At 37.8% G+C, this 24,675-nt stretch carries 25 protein-coding genes; 3 read left to right on the top strand and 22 right to left on the bottom strand.

Features of this window, described 5'->3' with window-relative positions:
- Window position 1: 1 nt before the first annotated feature.
- The 5 genes from ACT6R0_RS09700 to ACT6R0_RS09680 all read right to left on the bottom strand — a co-directional run bounded on the left by ACT6R0_RS09700 (window position 2) and on the right by ACT6R0_RS09680 (window position 4,831).
- Window positions 2–1,420, bottom strand: coding sequence for a DUF3945 domain-containing protein (locus ACT6R0_RS09700; RefSeq protein WP_444652436.1), 1,419 nt, complete (start codon window positions 1,418–1,420; stop codon window positions 2–4).
- Window positions 1,421–1,499: 79 nt separating this feature from the next.
- A complete protein-coding gene (locus ACT6R0_RS09695) occupies window positions 1,500–1,805 on the bottom strand; it encodes a helix-turn-helix domain-containing protein (protein WP_444652437.1) in 306 nt (101 codons plus the stop codon).
- A gap of 253 nt (window positions 1,806–2,058) precedes the next feature.
- On the bottom strand, window positions 2,059–2,904 hold the full coding sequence (locus tag ACT6R0_RS09690; protein ID WP_444652438.1) for an RteC domain-containing protein: 846 nt from the start codon (window positions 2,902–2,904) through the stop codon (window positions 2,059–2,061).
- A 61-nt stretch (window positions 2,905–2,965) separates the two neighbouring features.
- Entirely contained in the window at window positions 2,966–3,841 is an 876-nt protein-coding gene (locus ACT6R0_RS09685) for a helix-turn-helix domain-containing protein (protein ID WP_444652439.1), read from the bottom strand.
- A 285-nt stretch (window positions 3,842–4,126) separates the two neighbouring features.
- Window positions 4,127–4,831 (bottom strand): hypothetical protein, encoded by a 705-nt coding sequence (locus ACT6R0_RS09680; protein WP_444652440.1) that lies wholly within the window; start codon window positions 4,829–4,831, stop codon window positions 4,127–4,129.
- Between the two features lie 399 nt (window positions 4,832–5,230).
- Here ACT6R0_RS09680 and ACT6R0_RS09675 point away from each other — a divergent pair, with 399 nt between their 5' ends.
- A complete protein-coding gene (locus ACT6R0_RS09675) occupies window positions 5,231–6,865 on the top strand; it encodes a helix-turn-helix domain-containing protein (RefSeq protein WP_444652441.1) in 1,635 nt (544 codons plus the stop codon).
- Window positions 6,866–6,879: 14 nt separating this feature from the next.
- On the opposite strand, the gene ACT6R0_RS09670 is transcribed toward ACT6R0_RS09675, so the two are convergent.
- From ACT6R0_RS09670 to ACT6R0_RS09590, 17 genes are all read right to left on the bottom strand, one after another.
- Window positions 6,880–7,344, bottom strand: coding sequence for a hypothetical protein (locus ACT6R0_RS09670; protein WP_444652442.1), 465 nt, complete (start codon window positions 7,342–7,344; stop codon window positions 6,880–6,882).
- 50 nt (window positions 7,345–7,394) lie between these two features.
- Entirely contained in the window at window positions 7,395–7,931 is a 537-nt protein-coding gene (locus ACT6R0_RS09665; protein ID WP_444652443.1) for a hypothetical protein, read from the bottom strand.
- A 17-nt stretch (window positions 7,932–7,948) separates the two neighbouring features.
- Window positions 7,949–8,782, bottom strand: a complete 834-nt coding sequence (locus ACT6R0_RS09660; protein WP_444652444.1) for a hypothetical protein — start codon at window positions 8,780–8,782, stop codon at window positions 7,949–7,951.
- Between the two features lie 61 nt (window positions 8,783–8,843).
- Window positions 8,844–9,122, bottom strand: a complete 279-nt coding sequence (locus tag ACT6R0_RS09655) for a hypothetical protein (RefSeq protein ID WP_444652445.1) — start codon at window positions 9,120–9,122, stop codon at window positions 8,844–8,846.
- A gap of 23 nt (window positions 9,123–9,145) precedes the next feature.
- Complete coding sequence (locus tag ACT6R0_RS09650) at window positions 9,146–9,889, bottom strand: hypothetical protein (RefSeq protein ID WP_444652446.1); 744 nt, start codon at window positions 9,887–9,889, stop codon at window positions 9,146–9,148.
- A gap of 47 nt (window positions 9,890–9,936) precedes the next feature.
- Window positions 9,937–11,028 (bottom strand): DUF3800 domain-containing protein, encoded by a 1,092-nt coding sequence (locus tag ACT6R0_RS09645; RefSeq protein WP_444652447.1) that lies wholly within the window; start codon window positions 11,026–11,028, stop codon window positions 9,937–9,939.
- Between the two features lie 70 nt (window positions 11,029–11,098).
- Window positions 11,099–11,320, bottom strand: coding sequence for a hypothetical protein (locus ACT6R0_RS09640; protein ID WP_444652448.1), 222 nt, complete (start codon window positions 11,318–11,320; stop codon window positions 11,099–11,101).
- An 11-nt stretch (window positions 11,321–11,331) separates the two neighbouring features.
- Window positions 11,332–11,811, bottom strand: a complete 480-nt coding sequence (locus ACT6R0_RS09635; protein ID WP_444652449.1) for a hypothetical protein — start codon at window positions 11,809–11,811, stop codon at window positions 11,332–11,334.
- A gap of 107 nt (window positions 11,812–11,918) precedes the next feature.
- A complete protein-coding gene (locus tag ACT6R0_RS09630) occupies window positions 11,919–13,526 on the bottom strand; it encodes a DUF4209 domain-containing protein (RefSeq protein WP_444652450.1) in 1,608 nt (535 codons plus the stop codon).
- Window positions 13,527–13,664: 138 nt separating this feature from the next.
- The gene (locus ACT6R0_RS09625) at window positions 13,665–14,183 is read right to left on the bottom strand and encodes a hypothetical protein (protein WP_444652451.1); all 519 of its coding nucleotides are present in this window, start codon (window positions 14,181–14,183) and stop codon (window positions 13,665–13,667) included.
- A 152-nt stretch (window positions 14,184–14,335) separates the two neighbouring features.
- Window positions 14,336–15,121, bottom strand: coding sequence for a hypothetical protein (locus tag ACT6R0_RS09620; protein WP_444652452.1), 786 nt, complete (start codon window positions 15,119–15,121; stop codon window positions 14,336–14,338).
- 145 nt (window positions 15,122–15,266) lie between these two features.
- Complete coding sequence (locus ACT6R0_RS09615; RefSeq protein WP_444652453.1) at window positions 15,267–15,926, bottom strand: hypothetical protein; 660 nt, start codon at window positions 15,924–15,926, stop codon at window positions 15,267–15,269.
- 133 nt (window positions 15,927–16,059) lie between these two features.
- A complete protein-coding gene (locus tag ACT6R0_RS09610) occupies window positions 16,060–16,707 on the bottom strand; it encodes a hypothetical protein (protein WP_444652454.1) in 648 nt (215 codons plus the stop codon).
- A gap of 47 nt (window positions 16,708–16,754) precedes the next feature.
- Window positions 16,755–17,159, bottom strand: coding sequence for a hypothetical protein (locus ACT6R0_RS09605; protein WP_444652455.1), 405 nt, complete (start codon window positions 17,157–17,159; stop codon window positions 16,755–16,757).
- A gap of 49 nt (window positions 17,160–17,208) precedes the next feature.
- Window positions 17,209–18,339 carry a hypothetical protein gene (locus ACT6R0_RS09600; RefSeq protein WP_444652456.1) on the bottom strand — a complete coding sequence of 377 codons (1,131 nt, stop codon included), beginning with the start codon at window positions 18,337–18,339 and terminating at the stop codon, window positions 17,209–17,211.
- A 235-nt stretch (window positions 18,340–18,574) separates the two neighbouring features.
- The gene (locus ACT6R0_RS09595; RefSeq protein ID WP_444652457.1) at window positions 18,575–18,922 is read right to left on the bottom strand and encodes a hypothetical protein; all 348 of its coding nucleotides are present in this window, start codon (window positions 18,920–18,922) and stop codon (window positions 18,575–18,577) included.
- A 260-nt stretch (window positions 18,923–19,182) separates the two neighbouring features.
- Entirely contained in the window at window positions 19,183–19,536 is a 354-nt protein-coding gene (locus ACT6R0_RS09590; protein ID WP_444652458.1) for an XRE family transcriptional regulator, read from the bottom strand.
- Window positions 19,537–20,207: 671 nt separating this feature from the next.
- On the opposite strand from ACT6R0_RS09590, the gene ACT6R0_RS09585 reads away from it, so the two are divergent.
- Window positions 20,208–23,243 carry a SusC/RagA family TonB-linked outer membrane protein gene (locus ACT6R0_RS09585; protein WP_444652459.1) on the top strand — a complete coding sequence of 1,012 codons (3,036 nt, stop codon included), beginning with the start codon at window positions 20,208–20,210 and terminating at the stop codon, window positions 23,241–23,243.
- 16 nt (window positions 23,244–23,259) lie between these two features.
- On the top strand, window positions 23,260–24,654 hold the full coding sequence (locus tag ACT6R0_RS09580) for a RagB/SusD family nutrient uptake outer membrane protein (protein ID WP_444652460.1): 1,395 nt from the start codon (window positions 23,260–23,262) through the stop codon (window positions 24,652–24,654).
- The last annotated feature ends 21 nt before the right edge of the window (window positions 24,655–24,675 follow it).

Raw genomic sequence — 24,675 nt, 5'->3', positions numbered from 1 at the left:
ATTATACTTTTCTGCCTCTGGATTTAGTAGGGGCCTCCGGTTTTTCCTGCTGCTCCTGCTGCTGCTTATTTTTCGGTACCTGCTGGCCCGATGTCAAAGGCTCATTGACTTTTTTGGTCGCTTCGTTGGTTTTACCTTCCGAATTGACGGCAGTTTGCGTTTTATTGCCCTCAGTTGGCTTAACCCTTTCATTATATTGATTCGGGAATTCAAAATTTACTTTCCCGTTTTCCTTGTTGAAAGTAATATAGCCCTGGTAGGTTTGCCCCTTTTTGTCAACCAGATTATCAAGATACACGGTTTGCCCGGCTTTAAGTTTGTCATACTGGCCATCGTCGAGAACCGTTTTCCTGAATTCACGTGGCGCCTCGAATTGCTGGCCTTCCGGATTGCTTTGCTTCTGAGTCTGGGAATTTTCCCTATCAAAGAAGTATTCGATGTTACGCTTATCGGCATTGATTTGCACGGTAGCGTTAAAAGGCTCATTTTTGCTGGACATCATACCTTCCAAATACAATGGTCGGCCTTCTGACAATACCTGCTTTTGCTCATCATCAAGCTTTACGCCTTTTATTTCGTCAGGTACTTTAATCCACTCAGTGCGCAGCGCAACCAGTTCATTGGTGAGTTTGTCAATGCTGATTATGGATGGTATCGCACTACCATCATTAGGATTGGTCAGATTGACAACACGCCCCATATTTCCAGTTTCAAGCAGGTTTTGCTTGTCGGCCAGGCTGAACCGGTGTCCAAAGAACTCAAAATTAAGGTTAGGTTCCCTGCGGATGCCATGAATTGCAAAGATCACTTTCCCGTCATCATTTGTCTGTAGCGCCAGCCTGGCATCCATCTTGGTAGTGGCCACACCCAAATTTAGATTTAATGGTACAAGTTCATTTGTCTTGTAACCTTTTAACAAAGGGTCAAGGAGGTTTCTTTTTTCAAGGTACTCCTTGCTCAATCCGAGATTCTTCATTGTATCCCAGTCAACCTGTTCCGGCTTATAGCGGTATTCGCCGTCCGGCTTTGTTTCTGTTGTTTCCATCTTATTTTTATTTTGATTATATTCCTGCGTTTCTTTAACGGCTACTTTTGCAAAGAATGCTTTAGCTTCCTCAGTGAGGTTCAAAAGGTGTTTGTCAATTTTTGCGGCAAAGTCCTCTACTTTTGCAAGCGGCACTTTGAAAAATGAGAAATGTGAAGGGTTTTTGAGCTGGCTGCGAAAATTGGAAAAAAAATTGGAAAAAATGTCTCCGTGCTTGTCCACACGCATAAATTGGCTCTCATTCTTTTTTTCAGGTTCTACAGTTTCTAATTCGCCATTCCTGCCAATACCCTTTACTGCCCGTAGTTTATTCTTTTCTTTATCATGTACAAGCAGCACATCCTGCGCCTCGTCATTTATTGTCTCTGCCTCCATAACTTCCTTGTTTGATACCCGCGAAAATAGAGCGCGTGGTCACATCATAGATGAAAGTAGCCCTCGCTGGCCTTGCTTGTCACCCGTTGTCTTTATTGCGCGATTTTGGATTAAAACTTTCCCTTATAAATTGGTGTATATCGGAAAGCTTGTAGTATAGCTTACCACTGATTGTATAATAGGGTAGCCTTCCCGATGACCGGTAGCGCTGTAAAGAGCGCGAGCTTATTTTAAGCATGTGAAGGACATCCTGGTTGTCCAGTAATTCTTCCCCGTCAATCGCACTGACATGTTGTTTACTAACACCGGCAGCGTCCATAAGTATATCAAACCGTTCCATGATCTTGTGCATCCATCCTATAAATTCTGATCTGTCGATATTCATAGTTTGTCCATTTAATAGTTTAACAGAACAAAATTGACAATTAGCGGAAGTGTCTTAAGCCAAGTTGCACCCATTGATTTCTTATATTTAACATTTTTGAGACCAAAAGTTGATAGCCACATTTCTGCATTTGTATAAATTGTATCTGCCAAGGGTCATGGAAAATCAAGCTTGCCAATGGGCATACATGGGCAAAAAAAAGCAGCCCGCAAATTGGGCTGCTAAATATGTCAGCAATATTTGAAAACTGGTGTTATACTCCTTTTTCCATATATTGTTCCAGGGAAAACTTCAAACTATCTAGAAAAGACGTCTTTGCACCCGAACGCTCTTTCATTCGATGGAAGGCATGGTGGATGTCACCGAGCTGTACACGAAACAGTATTTGAAACACTAATGTAATTTTCCGTATTCCAATTTTGCCGTGGGATATCACACCGGCCGCGTGCAACGCATATATTAGTTCAATAAGCGCATTCTTAGAATCCGTCCAAAAAATATCCTTAATAGAATCTGCATCGTGAAAAAGACTTGCCGGAGTATCATCCGGGCTGATCTTTGAAACCAAGTACGTATAAAGAAGCTCGTTCGCGACAATTCTCGCTGCCTTTGAATCATAATAGGTTGAGAACTGATCATCAATTTCAAATACATAGCTGTTGAGCCCATCGCGATAGTTAATTTTTCCACGAATGAAATATTCCTCATCTCTGTCCGAACGCCCTGAACGGTAATATCTGTAGAAGTAAGAGCCGCAGATATGCTCTTTAAACTCCTGCTTAAGATCTTGAAGCTGTCCCAAAAAAAATTTGTGATACATTTTTCCGCGACGGACAGGGCAGATGGTTTCAATCCTGAAAACCTTATTATAGTAAATTAATTTGCCTAGTATGTATGGTTTGATATTTCGGAAGAAATCTATTTCATCCATGCTGTTGGCAAAGCCTTCGTTTATTACAAGTTCTCTGTTAGAATGTAATAGGTCTTTCAGATATTGTATCATCTGATAAGCTTCTTCAAGAAGATGTTCAGTTTCCAGTGATAGCTTATCTTCTTTACGTCTGATTTCAGATACGATTGTATTGATTGAATATTTCATAGCGAAAATTTTAATAGGTTTCATGTCCGGCTAACAATAACTTCAGGCAAATTTGGGAAAACTATTTTGTAGGTTGGTCCTGCACAAAGTACCCCAACGTTAGCCGGTATTGCGTAGGGGACATTTTGCCATACCTTTTGAAGAAATTACTAAATGTTGAAGAATTGGTAAAGTTGAGTGCTATGCTGATGTCTGAAATGGTTAAGTTTTCATTGGCTAACAAAATATATGCTTCGGATAAAATTGCCAGTTCAATAAAATGCTTGGCCGATGTATTTGTAACCTCCCGAATAGCCTTGCTAAGATATCCAGCGCTGACAAATAGCAAATCGGCATAAAATTTAACGCTGTGCTGCTGGCTGCAATGCTGTTTTAATAGCGAAATGAAATTAATGACCAATCTCTCCTTTCTGCTGTGACGTAATGAAAAGCCGACACCATGCCTGCATTGTAATAAACCAAATTCGTACAGCAGAAGATTGAAGCAGAGTACAATCTTTTCATCCTGCAGAGGCAGCTGTTTTCGAAAGTTAGCATTTTGCTTAAGCAACGCAATTATCGTAAGTAACTGCCTTTTTTCTTTTGGCTCCAAGCTCAACAATGTTCCGCGGTGTATTATTGCAAAGTCTATGTAGCCACTGCCGAATTTTGATATAGCGCTATTGAAAGCAAAAGACGTAGAGCAAGTGATCAGGCAAAGACGTACATCTTTTGTTAATGTCTCTGTTTTCGCAAGTAACGGGACAGCATAAATATGACCGGCTGCGACACCAATCTCTTTTCCTTCAACCGAAAAGTCTATCCGGCCTGAATCTACAAGAAGTATAGAAAATCTCCCTTGCTTTAAAAGGAAATTAAAGCGTTTGACTGAGTTTATTTGAACAAGATAATGAACCTCCAGTTCCCTTATCCACGATAAAGACTTTAGCTTTTCCATGAGATGGACCTTAATAGTTAAAAGAAGGCTATTTTAAAAGCAGCCTGGCCAATAATGCAGTAAGTACGAATACTGTATCGAGCATAACGGTTATCAGTAAAGCATATGAGATGTCCCGCGGGTTGGTGCTTCTGATGCCGCCGTCATCCAGGTACCGTACAATTTCATTACAGCCTAAAAGCTGTACTATATATATTAGGCTTACGAGGTTTAGCGCAATGAGGACAATGCAAGCGGCTATAATTATTTTGCCCTCATTACGCATTAAGAAGTGCTGTATCAAAATCACGGAGTAATAGTTGAATTTTGGTAGACCCCAACCGCAGCAGCCAATTTAAGCCCTAGAAATCCATTTTCTTCCGCACCATAGACTGTTGCAGCATAACTGCCTACAGAGGTTTCCCAATCCTTATCCTTTCTCTTTTTGCGATGTAGCGTGTATCTTGCAATTGAAGTTGTGGTAAGCATCGTACGTTTCTCTTCCGAGGTAAAAGCGATATTCGCCATAACAGAGGATTCATACAATACTATAAGATCATAAATATCCTCATAGGGTTCGTCATTTACCAAAAGTAAAGAAGTGATAAAACCCGATAAACTAAGTTGGGCAGTACTGCTTAGCGAAGAATCTGAAAGTATATCATCAATAGCTGTATTATCGTTAGCGATCCAGGCGATTTCGCTTGTCAATCCAGTAAGGGAATCAATCGAGCCAGGTGCTTCAGGATGTGCCGCAGCTATAGAATCTATTACAAAACCAAGATCTTCGACTGATGTAGAGTCAATATTTAAATCGTCAAGGGTCTCCAGGATATCATTATGAATCCTTCCGGTATAATCATACGGATTTAATGTATTGGCGGGCGTAATTAGCGATTTTTTAGCGCTTGTGGCCAATGGCATATCAACTTCTTCTATGTCGTTAAAATCATTTGTACATGCAATGGTAAACAATGGCAGTGTTACTAACCATACTTTTAAACTTTTCATGATGTCGTCGTGTTAAATGTGACTGATTACTTTTTTTTCGTCAGTTCATTTTTCACCCGGGGAAAGCAGAACTTTGCTTGACAATGCCAAGCAGTTGCTTTTGAATTCACAGGCAAAGCTATAGCCGGCAAGTAGCCGAAGCAAGCGTGTATCTGGCGGTTTACCGCATTTCGGATACCTATTTTCCGAAAATGGCTAACCTGATTTTGTAGTGCTTTTATAGGATGTCCCCTGATTTTTAAGTATATTTGATAACCTTTCTGTTAAGAAAAGATCCCTTAGTTATAGCTTGGCCTGCAAAGACCGACCAACATCCTTACTACCGGAAGGGAAACGACTAAAACTTAACCGATGATGGGAAAATATTTATTGATATTATCCCTGTGCAATTGCATGTGCATGGATGCCCAAGGAACTCTTTCAAAAATTCCTGATTCGATCCGCGATAAGGATTTCGATTATATTTTTAACCGGATAGAAGACAGGAAAATCAACGACGGACAACGCTCAATTTATCTTCAATCATTTTTGATTAAAGCTAAATCCGAAAAAGATTGGGAAGAGCTTTCCAATGCGTATAAAAATTATGTCCATTATGCGCCTGAAAAACTAAAGCTGACTTACGCTGATAGCATGGTCGCGGCCGCTAAGCAATCAAAAGACAATGAAATAATAGGGGCAGCTTACCTTTCAAAGGGCGTGGCTTATTACAGGCAAAAAAGACTTGCCGAAGCGCTAGATTCTTATCTGATTGCAGACACTTACATTACAAGAACCACGGATAAATATCAATTTTATAAGGTCAAATACAATATTGGACTTATAAAGTTTTATCTGGGCTTTTATGGTGAGGCTATTGCATTATTTGAGGAATGCATAGACTTTTTTAATAAAGACGATGTGCGCGGCTACTTAAATTCGCTGCATATGCTGGGGGCTTGCTACAATATGGTAGGAAATCATGGCCTATGTAGCGAGGTTAATGAAAAAGGTATCTCCGAAGGACATAGATTAGACAATACTGACATGGAGTCGTATTTTGTGCACTCAGAAGGTGTAAACCAGTGCAAGATTCACAACTTTGCTCTCTCAATTGAAAAAATCAAAGCAGCCTTACCAGCAATTCACAAGGCAGGAGATTTCGCTAATGAAGCTATAGGATACTTTTACCTCGGAAAAAGCTATTGGGGACTGGGGAATAAGGAGCTTGCGATATCTTACTTTAAAAAAATGGATCAAATCTATGATGCGAAAGACTATCTGCGGCCTGATATGAGGGAAGGTTACGAACTTATGATTTCCCATTATGAAAGTATCGGGCTGCAGGACGTACAGTTATATTACGTCAAGAAGCTTCTGAATGCCGACCGTATGCTGCATAAAACTTATACCTATCTGCAAGGTAAGATTCACAAAGAATATGATACAAAAAAACTGAAGCAGCAGAAAAATGAAATTGAAAACTCGCTTCGGAAGCGCAGATATAACGATCAGATATTCATATCCGTAATAGTAGGCCTCTGCCTATTTGTGATAGCGATTATCATAAGATACCTTAAGAATAAGAAGGTGACAAGAAGAAAATATGAAGAGCTGCTCCAAAAGCTTGAAGCTTCCAAGAAAGCCAAATCGGCCCTCAGCGAAGAGAATGGAATGTCCATGAGTAAAGATGCCGAGGCCATGGTTCTGTCACAGCTTAAAAAATTTGAGGATAGCAAAAAATTTCGGGAGAAGGATTTAACTCTTACTAAACTTGCTGGATTTTTTAATACAAATCCAAAGTACCTTTCTGAGATAATTTCCAAGCATCGGCTTAAAAGCTTTAATAATTATCTCAATGGCTTAAAAGTAAATTACATTGCCGAAAAAATCAGGAACGAAAGAATGCTACAAAACTTTACTGATAAGGCTTTGGGTGATGAAGCAGGTTTCAGTAGCACCAGGAGGTTTGTCAATGCATTTGAAACCCAGACAGGAATTTCTCCGAGAGAGTTTATAGATGAATTAAAAAAAGATGATGCCGGAATTAAGTAATTTAAATGTCTATTTTAATTTACCAGCAAAAAAAGATCGCCATTGAATTTTTCCCCAATGTTAATAAAGCCATACTTGCCAAGTATATGCTTAATTGACTCTTTTCTAGTAGTTGCGAAAATTTTTTTACTGGCAATTATTTGATAAAAAGCCGTCAATAAATCTTGGCATAATTTTCTTCCTTCATGCTTTTTAGCCGTAACTATATAACCGAGTTCATATTTATAAATAGGTTTATACGCTTCCGCTTTTGCACTTACAAAAACTTTAGCTCTATAGCTCTCGACAGGACTTTTCAAAGTGGCAGTTGAAACAATCTGCCCCTCCTCAATAATAAAGCCGATGTATACCGAGTTTGCAAGGCGTTGTTTTATTGTATCAACATCTCCTTGGATTTGATTTCCTTGGATAATCAATAGTACTATTTGCTCCATTTCATGTTCAGAGACCTCAACAGGCTTTTTGATTACTACATCCATAGCTAATTATTTTAGTGGAGTAAAAATTAAAAAATTTTCCAGTTTTATTATTAACATCTGTAATCCTGGTCAAAGTCCATTTCCATATCCTCATTCCGAAAGCAGCCTGTGCATCTTTTTGTATTGTTGTGATCTTCTATAGGATGGTTCTCTATGTTCTCAATATGATATTCTTGTGATGGCGTATAACTTTCAGCAGAATTTAAAATACCCATAACTTCCAGATATACATTCTCAGGTAATACCGACGACATATCAAAACGCTTTCTGCTGTCATACATGTATTTAAACAGATGCGGAAAATTTGTCTCAATATCTTGGCCGGCAGCCTCAAACAAAGCAAAATTTGTAAAGACTACGCCAGGACCTCGATGCTGATTTGTTGATATAATTTTCTTTGGGCCTAATCCAATCCAATTTATTTTATATCTGATATCCTCGTGTCCTCTCCAAGACGCTTTACCACCAATACCTATTACAGCATCGTAGTTCCAATTTCTCATTTTACCCATGCAATCCTGAATACCAAATATTCCTTCAGGACCGGGATCTCCTTTGTGTGTCCTTTTATAAATCAATACTTTCATCACATCTATACCAATGTTTAATCTCCTATTTCCCTATCGAAAAATAAAAAATCAAAAGTATCAAAAATTTTGTGGCTCTCCCTTATTCCACCACAGCTATTATTCTCATAACAAACGGTTGTAAGAAAACAGTTTTCAATCAACTTCTTTACGAAAGTTAAAGGTTGGCTATAATAGTGATTTTCAGATCTTCTATATTCTTCAAATTTTTTAATGAGGATTTCCTCGGGTATGGCATAATTTTTATCGGCAATGTAAGTTGAAAAGCAATCCAGGTCAAAATCGACTATATAATCATTTATTCTATTAATTTCAAATTTGCCGTTATTTTTAATCCAGCCCATGTCTTGCCATAGCTGTCCGTACTCGGCCTCGTTTGAAAAATCGTCCAGAGCTCCATGGAACCCTAATGCGTCCCATACCGCGCCCATGTTATATACTCTCTTTTCACCAAAATTTTGGGTTTGATATGCTTCGGAAAATGAATATGAAGCTTTTGAGGAATGAAATAAAAATACATTGTTAATTAATCCTAATTCCATCCCAGCTTTCACCCAATCATCATCTTTTACTCTTAAATCAAACTCAGTGAAACTCCAAAATTCTCTCTCAGTTGGGGCATTCTGGTTGAACTCTGCAATTCTCTCTAAAGCAGGTGCTAACGGCTTTACAAAATCATCATGATCATCAAACATGAATAAGTCAATGGGAAAAGCACCAAGCTCATTTTTTTTTAAGAAATATAATACATTGAGAATAGTTCGATGGTCTTCATATATTACAACTTCCGAATTATAGGTATGTTTGGTATTTATGTTTGACCTGTGGGATAAATCACTAATTTCGGGCATATTTATATGTTTAGTTATATTTAAACTAACGTTTAGAACCTATGTTGTTATAGAAGGAAGATTACCTATCTCCGCACAAGATTTTAAACTCAGCCCTGACGTCTTCGAAAGTCGGCGCGCCAATTTTTGATATTCTGTTATAGGAATCTATTCCATTATCTGTAGCCATGGCGTTCCAAAAGTAATCCCTGACTTTCTGAGCGCTCACCTGCTGGTTCAGCCGCATCCTTGTCGCATTGATTTTTCTCTTAATCGTAACATCAGCATCAGGATGTGCCTCTGTCGGTTGTAACACCCTTTCATCTAAAAATTGAATTAGTTTTTCTTTAGTTGTATTCATGATAGTTTCTATTTCTTTGCCAATTAATCTTCATTTTCTTTTTGCCTTTTGTTGCCTTCAAATGTCATTACATACGCAAAATTAGAACTTTCAGCCAGCATATTATTTGCATCATATGATTGCAGGCTCTCGATGATTTTTTTGCAGGCAGGGCCTATCGCCACGATGAAAATGAATAATATTTCCTTAATCTTTTCCAGAAAGAAATTTCCCTCCTTCATAGCGAAAGGCGAGAAGTTGCCCATCATAAATGATTCAATAGTCAAGGAGCTAAAACCCGCTTCTAAATGCGCACCTCCATGCTTATTGGCAACTATTTCAATAACATTCTGAACACTGAAATTGAATTCCTGAGCTGTATTGATCTGAAGACAAATTTTTTCTGTAAACTCTGAAAAGGAATAAGGTCTTAAAGGTGCATGGCTTAAGTATAAATAGTTTATACAGCGATGACTTCCGCTTAAATTTGGCTCTAAATTTTTTATATTCCTTATATCTTTTTTTGTAAGCGCTGTTCCTGTAATTATATTTTCATTAGCCATAAATACCAGCTTGTCAAGGTCATTTCTTAAAATGGTTTTGAGGCCGCCGTCCAACAGCAATATGCGCAAGGGGACTGATGCCCGTATCATGTGGTAAGAACTGGCTTGACTGGAACAATATAATAGATCGTTTATGCAGTCTAAAAAGAAAATTTGTCTGGAAACTTCAGAACTTACGTATTTCTTGCGTAAAGAATCCGGAACGGTAAAATTAAGGTAGCTCATTAGTTTCGATTAAGTTAACTGCAATATTTCATTTCAATTTATTATTCTTACTCAAAAGCCTTATCATAATCAGCACCTTTTTCAAGTGATTTAGCTGCTAGATAATCTAGTGGATTAATGCCATTATCATCTTCCGTACCTAATTGTTTTGGAGTCACTTTGTCCGAAGGCATTATAGGATAAGCTTTAATATTTGCGATTCTGCTTTTCAAGATTTCGTTGGCGAATTCATCGTCTGTCGCTTTATCAATATGAATTCGCTTTACACAATATGCAAGCGAACTTGCAATCAAATCGGCGACCTGTAATTGCAATACATTCTTTGATGATTGTAATGTTACAGAATCGATTGCTAAGGGATATGTCATCTTTCTGTAATCATAACCCACCTCGACTTTCTCCGTTCCCAACATATTGGCCAAAAAATAAATTAGGTTCTTCCAAAATTCAACCTGTTTTGAATCATCATGAATTATATCCAGAGCTTCATCCAGCTCTTTATGCCATAAATCGGCAAGGCGCGTAATTGAAGGCAATGTCAAATCAATAGAATACTTTCTAATTGATTCCAGAATTGATTCAATATATTCCTCACTATCCAAAACTGGTTGAAGAATTTTTTGCTGATAGGATTCAACTGAATCATGAAGCATCTTTGCAGATAAATAGAAATCTTCAATTGATTCTTTCGATTTCTCCCGAATCATCTTTTGAAAATCAGAAAGAAACATTTCATTTAAATCCTTATCCCAGACATTTTTGCCAAAGAAATAAATCGAGTTGCTATAAGTGAGATTTAGCCCTTTCTTATAAAGATCAATCCCTTTGTGATAAAATGATGTTTCAATGAGTTGATCCACCAGATGCGCAATTAATCCAAACCGCTTGTCATAGTAAATAATTTTGACCCGTTTGGATGTTATTAGTTTGTTGTTTAAAGCTTCTACGACCTGAAGTTGTTGTTTACGGTATTTTTTTAACCTAACAAAGTGCATTTCATGGCTGGCGGTTTCAATGGGCGCTAATAGTTTCCTTGCTTCGTCATCACTGAAATTGACAGAGGCAAGTACAAAAATCGGTTGGCTGGGATCCAATAAATTTTGCCCCGAGTTTCCTGCTTCGTCAAAGTATATTTTCATAGACATTAGGGTTATTGCGTCAATTTTATAGCAAGCTATAGGTGATTTTGGTTAATTTTTACTAAGCATATTAGTAATCAATGGTAAGATCTTCCTCTGTAATAGGGCTTGTTGAAATACCTTCGTCACTTATCAGAACTATGTAACCCCATTCAGTACTAGAATTACTTTTTAGCTGCGAAATTGTATTAGCAATTTCTTGTGGTTCGGGAAATCTATTTAAGTATTCTGCTTTTGCCTCTTCCCTGCTTATAAATTTTCCATCAAAAAAAGCTTTCGTAATAATTTTCATTGGTTTTGTTTTTATTGGTTATTATTTTTAATAGACATTATTGTCTCGATTTCTAGCGATGAAAATTTTTGCCACACTTTTGCCTTATTGTCCCACGAGTAATGTTTTCGCTCTATAGGACTTAAGTAGGTCCTACTTAAATTTAAACTGACTTTATCAAATGACTTTCCCAGATCGGTATTAGTACTAATAAATAACTTGTTTTCTTTTTTTGAATTCTCGATATGAATATCCTTTAAGTAACTTTTATTGCAAATCTCTTTCCTTTCCACCATTAATACATGCTGTTGAATTACATGACATTTTTGAATGACAGGGTATTTATCTATAGGATTTTCCAGAATATGGTTAAGCATTTCCTCTGTAGAAGAGAACGCTTGCCCATGTAGTTCATATGCCCCAAATATATATGGAACAGTTAGTCCAGTCGTTATATTACCATTCTGCTTTAATAGTTTTATTAACTTATACCATAACGGATTTTTGTTCATAGTTCTAATTAAATTTGTTGTTGGACGACAACAGGGCTCTCCGCTATATGTTTTCCTGAAAAGGATGCCGCTACGGTCCCTGCTGCGAGGTTTCTAATTGTAGAAGCTTACTTTACTGGCAGGTGGAAATAGTGGTTAGTTTGTTTTACCATTTTGATAACTAACCACCACAAATATAAGCCATAATGATTAATTAATATTGGTGTCATCAAGCCGTGACACAATTGATTTCTGAAGTTTACATTACTCCCGTCAACTAAAAAACTGTTCAATTCTGCCAAAAGGTTCCTGTTGCATATTCCATCAAGCATTTTGCTATTTTCTTCTAAACTCAATATACCGCCCAACGTATTATCATTTTGTATCTCGTCAGTAAGCTTAGTAACATTTCTATTACTTGATTCCATTATTATTTTTAAGCTATTTTCAATTTGGGGCAATAAAAGATGTGAGGCAGTTATATAATTATTTTGAAAACCGGCATAAATACCTTCGATAAAAACGTGTTCCCGATCTGCAGGAATAAAACGTGATTGGCAATTATTAATCATACCGGCAACTGATTCTTTGGTTATTAACTTATCCAAATCCATGTGCCACTTGATCTCCTGTAGTATTTTAATCTGCAGATCCCTATACCTGTTACGGGCCAGATTTAGATAAAACTGGTCAGCATTGCTTATTCCGCTTACCGTTCCTTTAGGTGTGTAATGCACATAGCTTCCAAATAGCTCTGATAAAAAATTTTGCTCCTTGTTTTGATTTATGAATTCTAAACTTTCATTGTCAATAATTGGCAGATCCATTAAATATTCAAATCCAGTTTGAAAATCATTTATATTAAGGGAAGCGACATCTTGAGATATATCCATTTCAATATCCAGACTAACCCCGACTTTTCTCAGCATCTCCGTATGTAGAAGTTGTTCGTTTTTTACTTTTTGCTCAATCCTTGTCCTAACTTCTAAGGACACACTAACGCCCTTTAATTGTTTTAGGCTATCTGTATAGAGGCTCAAAATAGTTGGATAGTAAGTGTTTGGCTGTTTTTGAGAAACATGGTGGTCAGCCTCCTTTTCTAAGCATTGAGACAATTCTATATGATATTGAGATTTATCGAAGAATCCTATTTCATACAACATTTCTATATAATTCCTAGCATCATGGTATCTATTTTTAGCAATACATTCATTAAACTTTTTGAAAAAGTTCAGCTTGAGCTTGTCTTTGAAAGGTGTATCACTTAGAAATAAGGAAGATTTTAAAAGTGCTAATTGGTTATGTGAGGAATCTTCTTTTAGTATTTCCTCATAGAGAAAAATGCTTAAATCGTTTAATTGATTTTCAAATATCGCTTTTGTTTTCTTTATCAATTGAAGAGCACGAACTAAGTAAGCTATATTTTCCGTTTCAATATATAAGTCCCGATATGCATTCACAGATACTTGGATACTGTTGACTTTATCTCGCCCTATAGTGAATTTGATATCATTTATTCTGGCAGTTAGTTCAAGGTTTTCAAATTTCTCTATCGGGAGTTTAAAACCGGGCTGTTGCGCTAAATTCTTAAAAGCTGTTTCTGATAATTCACAATCTGTAATTGCTAATAAGATTGCAGCAGAACTCTCAGGGTTCATTTTAGCAATCTTAAACAACTCAATCCGTAGCGATCCGGAAAATTTATCTTTTGGTATGTGTATGGCTGATTTGATCACATTGGAAGAATTTAGATGAAATTATAAGCTAACCTTATAGGGCTATGCAACGTTAAAATCTACTTGTCATGTCCCTCAGACCACAATAGAAATTATCTGCCATATATGACAAGAGGCGCAGTTTATCAGGCGCAGTTTTCAAATACTACTTTTGATTCTGATTCCTTGTTCTTGCAATTCTAATATTGCAACAATTTTTGACATATCTTTTCTTTTAGAAGAACAAAAGTCTATCAAATCATACTCTATCATACGTTGAATACTTTCTGCCTTGTCTGAAATAGATTTAATCTTTTGAAATAAATCCTCTTTTATGTTTCCTGCATTTAAATCTTCTTCGTTCCCACAGATAACTTTGTGGATTAACCAATTCCTTTGCTGTAAAAAAGCATTTAATTCATTTTGAATTGACGAATTATAGAGATTCTTCTTGATTGCAATTTTAATGGCCTGCCCTAAAGTATATCTCTGATTTTGTTTTAAAAAATCATCAGCTCGTTCCTTTGTTTCAGCGGGATTCATTTTGAGTGTAATAGAATGACTCAAAGCTTGTTCAACCATTTGGGTTTTAAATAAAGCTTCTCCGAGAAAACAATACAAATTAATTTCACTATTGTTGGCTGGTATTTTTAGAACACCTTCAATCATATGCTTCACGTTTAATAAAATTTCATCTATTGTTAGACCGCTCCACGCTGCGGCTTCTTTCGAAGAAAATCCTTTCTGCCGAAAGAAACGAAGTTAAATAAAAAAACTTACAAAATAAATTGCCTGGGCCGTAGTATTCAGTGGCGATTAGCAGTAGTACCTTAATTCTTTTGAAGTATTGCGACTTCCATCAAAGGTTTAATTTTCGAAAATGGTTTTACCCATAAGCTTTTAGTGTTAACACCTACAGAGCACAAAACACCAACACAGTCACCTTTTTGATTGACAACTGGCGAGCCGCTCAATCCGGCCCAATCATCATAATCTAAAATTTCTGAGGGAGTATTAAAAAGCAAATAATCCCTGAACTCAGATACATATTTAATATTTTCTTTTAGAGTAAATGTTCGATATAATAGCAAACCTTTCAATAAAGGCTTGATTTTGCCAAATATAAAATATGTGTCATCAAGATTGGGTTCTGTTATTTGTTCTTCTAAAAATTGAATTTTCTGTTCGCCAGGCTTTAAAAGTTGTTCTCCATTTAAATCAACAACATTGTCATCAGTAAAAAACGCAGCCTCTAATTTAGTTTGATCTATTAAACTTAGCGCGACATCGAATAATTCTGGTTGATCATTAGGCTTAGTTATATCAAACTTTTCCATATAGTAAAAACCTCCAATAGGTGTAACACAAGTTGTAAAGTTCTCTTTATCACTAATACAATTAAAAACTTCAACTTTATTATCTATCCCAGTTCGTTCATTAAGTTTATGGTCTTCAATGTGGATGTTGTGATCAGCAGTTAGGAAAAAACAATGATCCTTGTAATTCAAAAAGAAACCAGACCCAAAAGCTATCGGTTTATCTGAACTTTCAGGTTTTACTATTTGTAAAAAGTAAGAAGTTTTTGCTAAATACTCTAGCATTGTGTATGTTTTCACGTTCTGTGTTTTGGTATTATTGCTAACGTTAGGCCGCTAAGCGCGGCGGCGGATAATCGGAGATTGTACTCTCCGCAGAGCGGAACGAAGTTATGAAACAAAACTTCAACTTACGACTTAACCCATAAATTTCGAGTACACGCGGTTAGCCGCTGGCCATCGTTTTTTCCATTTCTTTTGGATTATCTTTTGTCCATGTCCATCCATATAAATATCTCAAAAGCTCTTGAGTAATATGACACATTGCTTTGATGGCTTCGATTTTAATGGCTTCACTAACTTCTTCGTCTCTATCCGTAATTGCTATTGAGAGTTTTCTTTTGTTGTAGTCTTGCGAGCCTTTAAATGAGTCAAAAACATGTTCGCTGCTTAGATGGATATAGCCAGATGTTTTTTCGTAAACGGATTTTATCCAAGGAATCTCTTGAGTCATTTTGTCAACAAGATACCGATCGGTCATTTTATTTCCTGCAGAATCTTTTAGGTTTCTTATATGTTTACCGTCTATAATATCGGTGGCAAATTTGTGAGGTTCTTTCACGATGAAAGAAGCATAAAATCTTAGTAGATTATCCATTTGTAGTCTTATGAGAGGAACTGCACAAATAAAATTTTCGTTTTCAATTAAAAGTGTAAAACCGCGTATTAACGAAATGGATCGTTTAAATACGCCCACCGCTAATAAGTCTAAGGGGTATAGTGCATTATCATCGGCTTTAAGCATTTTCTCCGCTATACTTAAATGAGTTTTTTTTGACTCTTTTAGAATTTCTAATAATTCGTCTGAAGTTTGTTTTTCAGTCATAGTATTTTGATTTTTGGGCTAATATTGCCCTGCTAGCTGCAGTTACGGTAGTCTCTGCAAAATCTTGTCGTAAGAGACGAAGTTATTGAAAAAGTCGATTCAATATTAGATAAATTAACTGTGGATGTCAGTTCTATTTCTCACTCAGCATTTTATTTAACTTGTTTATAATTTCAATAGCTTTTAATAATTTAGAAACAATTTCTGTAGGCATTGAATTTTCATCCCAAGTTAATCTTATAAAACCTAATTGTCTTGTAGATTTATATTCTATTTGTGTGAGGTAATAGTTTCTAAAGAGTTTAAAAAAATTTGATCGATTATTAAAGAGATCGGGATGCTTCTTACGGAGATTTGGGAGGTTTACATCATTTTCTTTGAACTGGAACTTCCCAAGTGTTGACCACTCGAAAAGTAACATCCAAAATTCATCTTTCATGTCTTTTATGGCATTCGGGTTTTTGATTTCCCAAATAATGTAGAACTCCCGGAAAAGACCAATGGTAAATTCCAAATCTTTAGTCACGAATCCAACTTTTGGAACTATTTCCCGCTCTTCGGTACCGTACAACTCGTACCCTTCAATTTTTAATTCCTTTGCTGCAATTTCTAATATTTCCGCTAAATAATTTATAAGCTTTGTAAAATGTATATCTGCAATAAATGGCTCATAAGCGGGATTATCTATTGTGCTAGTATACTTATAATAATTGGGTAGAATTTCAATTAGTTCATTAGTATTAAAATTATACTTCTTTTCTAACTTTTCAAGGGAATTCATAGATTTCATTTAGGGGCTATTGTGAATTTATATTTTCGATCTATTGTTTAATTTTCAAATACATCATTAAAAATTAATTCACTATCTGATAGAGCAACTTTTTGTAATTTTAATTCAGCACTTGCTCTCTTAATTTTCTCTTGCATGTCATAAAACGCAGGGATTGTTTTTGGTGTGAGACTGTCTGCAAATGCGTTAAAATTTTCTTGTATATCAACAGTATGATTAATGAATGCCAATTGAACTTGAGATAAATCTTTGCTACAATTAAATATAGCTACATATTGATTTGCCCTAAATACAACTACTGGAAAATTAGTATTTGGGGAAGATCTTTTAATAATCTCTTCAATAGAAAGCTTGTATTTAGCCAGATTGTAACTAATCTTACGGACATCTTTTGTAAGCCCACCTAGATTATTACTTTCAATATTATCAACAAACAGAGTCATAACTATATTTTTATTTTATTATAGTAGCGGATTCAAAACATTTCAAAATTTAACTCTTTTCCGATTCGCTCCTTTGAACATCATAAACATGCCCTTTTGGAACCTCACCCTCCGCTTTATTTATTAAAACCGGCCTAATCCAAACCATTCTATTTTTTTGTAAGCCTTCGCCATAAGGCTGTTTCCTCCAGTGTCCTCTTCGCCAGTGAATTGATTTTTTATGATAATCTGTGTACTCGTTTATATTTCGATTTTCATTGCGCCCAAAAAATAATATTTTGGAAAACCCAGTTTCATTAATCTTCTTCTCAATCTTATTTTTAGTATTGTTGGTTTTGGCAAAATTTAATTTCCGATTAAAATTAAAAGGTAGATTAGCAGGGTATTCTTTTTCTATATCTAACTTTTCCCTAGGCTGGGATAAATATAGTAGTGAATTGACTAAGACTCTAACAGTCTGATCAACAAATGATTTATAATAATTCAATAAATTCTTTTGCTTTTCAGCATTGTCCGGGAAGTTGGCCCATAATTGACCTTCAAATTTTTTGATTTCATGTTTTATAGCGTCACCCACCGTTAGGAACTGCTCATCGGTGGCAAAAGACAAGGCGTAGCTCCAACTCAGTAATATTTCCTCATCAAACACCAAATCATCTGGCCTGGCTTTAACAATTTTCTCAAAATCTCCGACAAAATGGAAATAGATTAATAACTTATATTCAGGCTGATAATCATCATCGCTTATATCGGGATTACGTTTTGATTTTGGAATTGCTTCCATCTCCATACGTTCCAAATGAACATACACACCATCTATATTTATTTCCTGCTCTGAATCTGCATATAAACCCAAGCCTTTTAGTGAAAGATAAAAATTATCATAAGGAAGGCTAAACATATCATAAGAGATATCGTCAACATCTGTTTTCTCAAGCATAAGAAGCAAGTCGCTTGAAAATGAAAATATATTCCTGCCTGAGTTCTTCCAAAGAGACCAACTTGAAAAATCATTTTGGAAATAACCGTCAACTTCATCAACTCCCCCTGAGATTCGACTAAAGAAACTATAATATCGTTCTTCGTCAAAATTTTCATTTATACTATTATTAAGTGCACGATAACTGTGTGCTTTGTCGATCCGGTATGGATAATAATATTCTAGTTCTGTCTCTTTCATCTTTTATTTTGTCATTCTATTAGTACTCTTGGCGGGCAAATCAAATCTGCAGAAAGTTGAGGACGCTCGAGCTTTGCGGTATATCTTTTCCAAAAGGATGCCGCTACGATTCCTGTCGCAATTAAGAGAACAATATAATGGTAGTATTTTATTCGTTCAAGATACCCAGTAATGTTATTTTTTACTTATTATTTAAATGCTTAAAGAATGATCTGAACAGTGAAGATAAAGAATGTTACAAAAACCAAGCACCAACAATAAAATAATTAAATCTCTGCTGAGTCGGGCCTGGGACCGTACACCCTAAATCCACTTGTTGACCCGGGAAAATATTATATAATCTACTTTCACTTTGATTTTGTCCTTGATAGACGTATCGTATTTCAATGGTAACACCAATGCCGCGATTTGCATGATTGTTATGATTTAAAATTGCTGATCTGCCCCCAGCCCCACACGTGTTTCCATATGAAATTACTACAGAATCTCGTGGGTTTGCAGGGTCATCGGTCTCAGAAATCACCGAATATTTTTGAATCAGATTTTCAGATTTAATTTCTACCGGAGATAATTTTTCTTCCATTTTCTATGATTTAAAGTTATAAGATATAATGTAAACTGGCATTATTCAAAACTTGCAGCCAACCAAATGATTGCAGCAGCCACAAAGCACCAACTATAATTAGGAGTCCGCCGATGATGTTTAAAGTTTTCCAAGAAAGGGGTAAAAGCACTTGTTGAACTCCTTCTGCTGACAAATAGCTTAGAACAGTTCCTGTTAATAAAGCAAAACTCCAAAAATAATCCGTATAAAATTGTAATTAACCAAAAAAAGTAAACTACCTAATCGAACTGCTTACTAATTGCTTTCTTTAATGTATTATAGTAAGCTGCTTTCTCAATAGTAAGTTTATCTTCAAGTTTATAGGACTCATCGACTATGGCTAGCAGATCATCTTTACTTTTCAATTTAAACAAACTACAAAAATCAACGTCAAGATGCTGGCAAATTAAAAATATCCGATCCCAACCACTAATGTTTTCAGCTCTTTCAATTCTACCTACCATTGTTGAGTTGGAACCCAATGACAAAGATAGACTGTGCTGAGATAAGCCTTTTTTTAATCTTGCTAATCTTAGTACACAACCTATTTGTAAATTCAAAAGTTTTATTTCCGCTCCGCCTTGGCTACTCATACAGTAAAAGTTGGTAAAAAATGTTAATTCATTCGATACATATTTGTATCGAATGAATTATTTTATATATTTGTCAGAACAGTTACATCATATGATGTAATTTTGCGATACTTCATTTAAAAATATTTGAAGCATTCGCTTTGAATCCTGCTCCTTAAAACTGGTAATTTTTCGTACGCGCAGGACGATAAGTGTCAATGCTCACGCCTTAAAGGGCGTGGGCTCACTTATTCGCGTACGGGTATACCAGTACCTTAGGAGCAATAAGCTGAGTACCCGCGCCTCTTTTTTTTGGCTATTTCTCAACTTCTCAAAGCTACTGCACGATATCTAAGAGAATCGCAACCGTTGTGTTTAACCCTTAACCGGTTTGCTTATGGTGTAGCGCCTAATTTTTCTTTTATTTATGCCTGGCCCGTACTGGTATCCTGCTGAGTTAGTTAGGGGAAGGGTCAGGTTATTTATACTTTCAGCCCAATGCATTAACCTGCAAGGATGCAGGTTCAAAAATCAAATTACATCTTTTTAGTGGTAATAATTTAAAACTATTAAACAACTTATGCCTATGTCAAACTAATTAACAAGAAAAGCCTTCTATATCCCAGGTTCGAATATGAGTATAGAAGGCGAGACAAACTCAAACTATCGTTCAATTAATCCTTTCTAAATTTATGAAAAATCTTTCATTAAACAAGGGCAGGCCCTCCTGTCTTTGTATTATCATTTTTGCTGTCTTTGTCTGTAATCACGTTTTTGCATCACGCCTAACGTTAGGCAACTATGTGCAGCAATCCCAACTGCAAATTACAGGTTTTGTAACCGATGCTTCAGGACCGCTTCCTAATGTCACAATCAATGTGAAAGGGACAAACATTTTTACTTCCACCGGTGATAATGGAAAGTTCTCTATTACTGCAAGCTCTGCCGATGTTCTGGTTTTCTCCTACCTAGGCTTTGCTACAAAAGAAATTGCGGTCGGAAGTCAGACTTCTATAAATGTGGTATTGGTCGAAGACAGCACACAGCTTGAGGAGGTGACTATTAATGCTGGCTATTATTCTGTGAAAGATAAGGAGCGTACAGGGAGTATTGCGCGTATCTCTGCGAAGGACATTGAAAAACAGCCGGTCAGCAATCCTCTAGCTGCTATGCAAGGACGTATGGCGGGCGTAAGCATAATTCAATCTACTGGCGTGCCAGGTGGAGGATTCGATATCCAAATCCGGGGTAAGAACAGTATCAGGACTGAAGGAAATACGCCTTTATATATTGTTGACGGGATTCCCTTCGGGACTGAAAATCTTGGAAACACTTTTACATCTGCTGGCATACTCCCCGGAAATGGGATAAGCCCGCTTAACAGCCTGAATCCTGCGGATATAGCAAGTATTGAAGTGTTGAAGGATGCGGATGCCACAGCCATTTATGGCTCGCGAGGTGCGAACGGAGTGGTGCTTATCACCACAAAAAAAGGCAGGGCGGGTAAGACACGATTTAATGTCAACAGCTATACGGGTGTAGGCAGCATTTCCAGAAAGCTTAAGCTAATGAACACTGAGCAGTATATCGCAATGCGTGAGCAGGCTTTCACTAATGACGGCTTGACAGAGCTACCCTCTTACGCTTATGATGTAAACGGCACATGGGATCGCAACCGCTCTACGGATTGGCAGGACCAACTTATAGGAGGAACCGCATATCTAAATAGCACACAGGCAACAGTATCCGGCGGTTCGGAAAGTACACAATTTTTATTAAGCGCTACCCACTACAGAGAAACCACTGTATTCCCTGGAGATTTTGCATATCGGAAAACTTCTGTCAACTTTAATGTCAACCATCTTTCGGACGACAGGAAGTTTGAAATATCTCTTTCTGGGAACTATACCGGGGACAATAATAATCTCTTAGGCACTGATCTTACAAAGCAAGCTTACACGCTAGCGCCCAATGCGCCTGAGCCGTATAACGCAGACGGGGAGCTGAATTGGGAAAACTCTACATGGAATAATCCTTACCGATTATTGGAAGAGAATTACCTGGCAAAAAACAACAACCTGATTGCTAATGGAGTGTTACTGTATCGCCCTTTCGACGGTTGGGAGGTAAAGGCAGCATTGGGTTTCACCGATTCGCGGTTGCGTGAATCAAAGGCGTCGCCCCATACAATGTATGACCCTGCATTTGGTTTTGGAAGCGAACAATCGTCATTGTACCTGAATGATGCAAAGCTGCAATCTTGGAATTTTGAACCTCAGCTTTCTTTTAACAGGGATATTTTAGGAGGTACTGTGAATGCCTTGGTCGGCGGGACTTTTCAGAGCCGGAGCCGTGTTCAGTCCGGTTTACTTGCATACGGTTTTACTAACAACAATCTGATAAATAATGTAGCGGCAGCCTCCAATATATTTGCATTGGGTACTAATAACTCCGAGTATCGATACGCGGCACTTTTCGGTCGTATCAACTACGCCTATGGTAACAGGTACTTTTTGAACCTGACGGGGCGAAGGGACGGTTCCAGCCGCTTCGGTCCAGGGAAAAGGTTTGCCAACTTTGGCGCTATCGGGGCCGCATGGCTATTCTCTCAGGAAAATTTTGTTGCTGAAAACATGCAGTGGCTGAGCTTTGGGAAACTAAGGGGAAGCTATGGGACTACAGGCAGCGACCAAATCGGTGATTACCAGTTCCTCAATACCTACGATTTATCAGGGTTTGGCTATCAGGGTGTGATCGGGCTGGAACCTTCCCGTTTATTTAATCCGGATTTTAGCTGGGAAACCAATAAGAAGTTAGAGGCAGCTCTAGAACTTGGGTTTTTCAAAGACAGGTTACTTGTGAGCGCTGCTCACTATTTTAACCGCTCTTCAAATCAGTTGGTGGGTATTCCTTTGCCAGGCACTACAGGTTTTTCGTTGATAACTGCCAATTTGGATGCGACCGTCCAGAATACGGGATGGGAATTTGAGTTGCAGGGCAGACCGATAAGAAACGACAACTTCAGGTGGACGACAAGCGTAAATTTTACATTGCCACGCAACAAACTGATCTCATTCCCGAATCTTGAAGGTTCTACCTATGCTAACCTTTATGTCATTGGTCAGGCATTGGATATTCAGAAGGTATATCATTATACAGGGATGAATCCGCAGACAGGTATTTATGAGTTTGAGGATTATGATGGCGACGGACAGATTACTGCGGCTCACGACAGAGAAAAGATAGTCAGGACATCACCCACATTCTTTGGTGGTTTTCAAAACAGCCTGAGTTACGGAAAGTGGCAGTTGGATTTCCTGTTCCAGTTCGTCAAGCAGATGGGCAGCAATTACAATTCTTCAGGCGTGCTGCCGGGAATAGCCAGCAACCTGCCTGCTGATTTTACAAATGCCTGGCAACAGCCCGGTGACAATGCTGCTATCCAGCCGTACACTACCGGGTTAAATGCCGAGACAACAGACGCATACTATAGATTTATAACTAGTAATGCCGCTTTTAGCGATGCCTCGTTTGTCAGGCTAAAGAATCTCTCCTTATCCTATACTTTGCCTACCATCTGGTCTGATTCAACAAGCTGCCGTATTTACATGCAGGGACAGAACCTCTTTACGGTCACCCGCTTTAAAGGTGCTGATCCCGAGAACCAGTCGTCGATAAGCCTGCCCCCTTTACGAGTATTTTCTCTGGGTGTTGAGCTGAATTTTTAATATTAATCTAAACGAAATGAAAAATACAATAATTATTATTTACAGAAAGCCATTGAAGGTCATAGGCTTATTGTGTCTTGCCATACTTTCCTATAGCTGTGAGGACTTCATTGATGTGGACCTTCCCGATTCGCAGATCACAGGTGAAGTGGTCTTCAACGACGTTGGAACGGCAGAAGCCGCAATCAAGAGCATATACAGCAAATTATCCAATACTGTACTTGTAACGGGTAATTCCAACGGTATATCCATACTACTCGGCAGCTATTCAGATGAGTTGCAGACCTACAATACCGGACTTTTAGAGTTCCAGTTTTTCCAGAATAGCCTTATTGCAACCAATACGGACGTATCCACCCTATGGAACGGAAGCTATAATTTAATTTACGCTTCCAACGCTATACTGGAGGGGCTTGAAAATTCTACAGCCATTTCTCAAAACGACAAGGACCGACTTTCAGGTGAAGCCTTGTTTTTACGCGCGTACATCCACTTTCACCTTCTGAATCTTTTTGGTGAAATCCCCTACGTTACGACAACAGATTACACAGTCAATGCCACCATCGCAAAGCTGCCGCAGTTACAGGTGTATGCACTACTGATAGCTGATTTGGAGCAGGCAAAAGCGCTTTTGCCTGTAAATCAAAGCCAACCTAATGTACGCGCAGGTTTAGATGCCGTAAAATCTTTACTGGCAAGGATACATCTGTACACTGCCAATTGGGAAGGTGCGCAGGCTGAAGCGAGTTCGGTGATAAGTTCTGCAAACCTTACGTGGGTGGAATCCCTTGATGATGTTTTCCTGAAAGGCAGCACGGGCACCATTTGGCAGCTGATGCCAACGCAGGAAGGGCTCCCTACACAAGAGGGCCAAAGTTTTATCTTCACTATGGGGCCACCGCCAAACCGTGCACTAAACTTGCAATTAATTAATGCCTTTGAGCCAGGCGATTTGCGAAGGGATCATTGGATAGGCAGTGCTACGGACGGTAACGAAACATGGTATTACCCCTACAAGTACAAGCAATCTGCACCTGAAGCGGCATCCAGCGAATATTCAATCCTTTTCCGGCTGGAAGAGATGTACCTGATCAGAGCTGAAGCCCGTGCGCATCTTGGCGATACCGCAGGAACTAAAGAAGACATCAACAAAATACGCTCACGCGCGTCCTTGGCGGATACGCCGGCCATATCCGAGCAACAGCTTATCGCTGCGATTCTGCAGGAGCGCCGGATAGAATTATTTAGTGAGTTGGGACACCGTTTTTTCGATTTAAAGCGGACAGGACAGATCAATGCGGCACTCGCTGGGGTTAAGCCAGGATGGGATCCGACAGATATTGTGTGGCCGATACCGGAGTCAGAACTGTTGCTCAATCCCAATTTGCTGCCTCAAAACTCAGGATATTAATTGCTATGATTAAAAACAATA

The sequence above is a fragment of the Flavobacterium sp. genome, assembly GCF_052437795.1.
In the GTDB taxonomy this organism is placed as follows: domain Bacteria; phylum Bacteroidota; class Bacteroidia; order Flavobacteriales; family Flavobacteriaceae; genus Flavobacterium.
This window is presented reverse-complemented; position numbering and strand designations above follow the sequence as displayed.